The sequence below is a fragment of the Ruegeria sp. AA6 genome, assembly GCF_056542865.1.
The window spans coordinates 1-815 of the sequence record NZ_JBQGAN010000076.1 but is presented as its reverse complement, the minus strand read 5'-3'; the positions used below and the strand labels follow the sequence as shown (position 1 = coordinate 815).

The following is an 815-nucleotide window of genomic DNA, read 5'->3' as shown; positions in this document are numbered from 1 at the left end:
GGTGTTGTCACGTTAACCGTCGTTCGGTTGCTCATGCTTGGATTTGGACATAGGTGACATCGATGAATTCATCGTCGATCAGCTACAAGCACCACCGATTTCCTCCTCAGATCATCGCTCACGCGGTGTGGCTTTATGTTCGCTTCAATTTGAGCCTACGGGAAGTTGAAGAGATGCTTCTACAACGTGGGATCGATGTTTCTTACGAGACCGTCCGCCGTTGGGTCTTCAAATTCGGGCCGGCGATAGCTCAAAACTTGCGGCAGAGACAGGGCTGCCCAGGTGATGTCTGGCATCTGGATGAAGTTGCCGTGAGAATCTCAGGTCGCAAGTATTGGCTTTGGCGCGCGGTCGATCAACATGGCATCGTGCTGGACGAAATACTCCAACCGAAACGGGACAAACGGGCTGCAAAACGGCTGTTACGCCGCCTGGTAAAGCGTTTTGGTATTCTTCCCAAGCGGATCATCACGGACAAACTGCGCTCATATGGCGCCGCCAAGCGAGAAGTCGCGCCGGGGTTGGATCATTGGTCACACAAGGGTTTGAACAATCGAGCCGAAAACAGCCACCTGCCATTCCGTAAGCGGGAACGAACGATGCAGGGGTTTCGGTCCCCAGGAGGTTTGCAGAGGTTCGTGACAACCCATTCAGCCGTTCGGAATTGCTTCTGTGCCCCCGCACGCCGTCGCTCAGCCTTAACAATTCGATATCACCGCCTCGAAGCATTTGACGCCTGGAATGCCGCCACTCGAGCTGCTTGAAGTCCGGGCATCAGCATTCCTTGGTGGGTCGGAAGTTAACGTGACAACACC

At 54.4% G+C, this 815-nt stretch carries 1 protein-coding gene; it reads left to right on the top strand.

Annotated elements, in window-relative coordinates; genetic code table 11:
* Window positions 1–62: 62 nt before the first annotated feature.
* Window positions 63–764: an IS6 family transposase gene (locus ACR0LN_RS23935; RefSeq protein ID WP_170389003.1), complete on the top strand. Its 702-nt coding sequence runs from the start codon at window positions 63–65 to the stop codon at window positions 762–764.
* Window positions 765–815: the final 51 nt, after the last annotated feature.

What these genes read in the sequence shown, in the direction of transcription:
- ACR0LN_RS23935 (WP_170389003.1), top strand. Translation starts at nt 63, where the DNA reads ATGAATTCATCGTCGATCAGCTACAAGCACCACCGATTTCCTCCTCAG.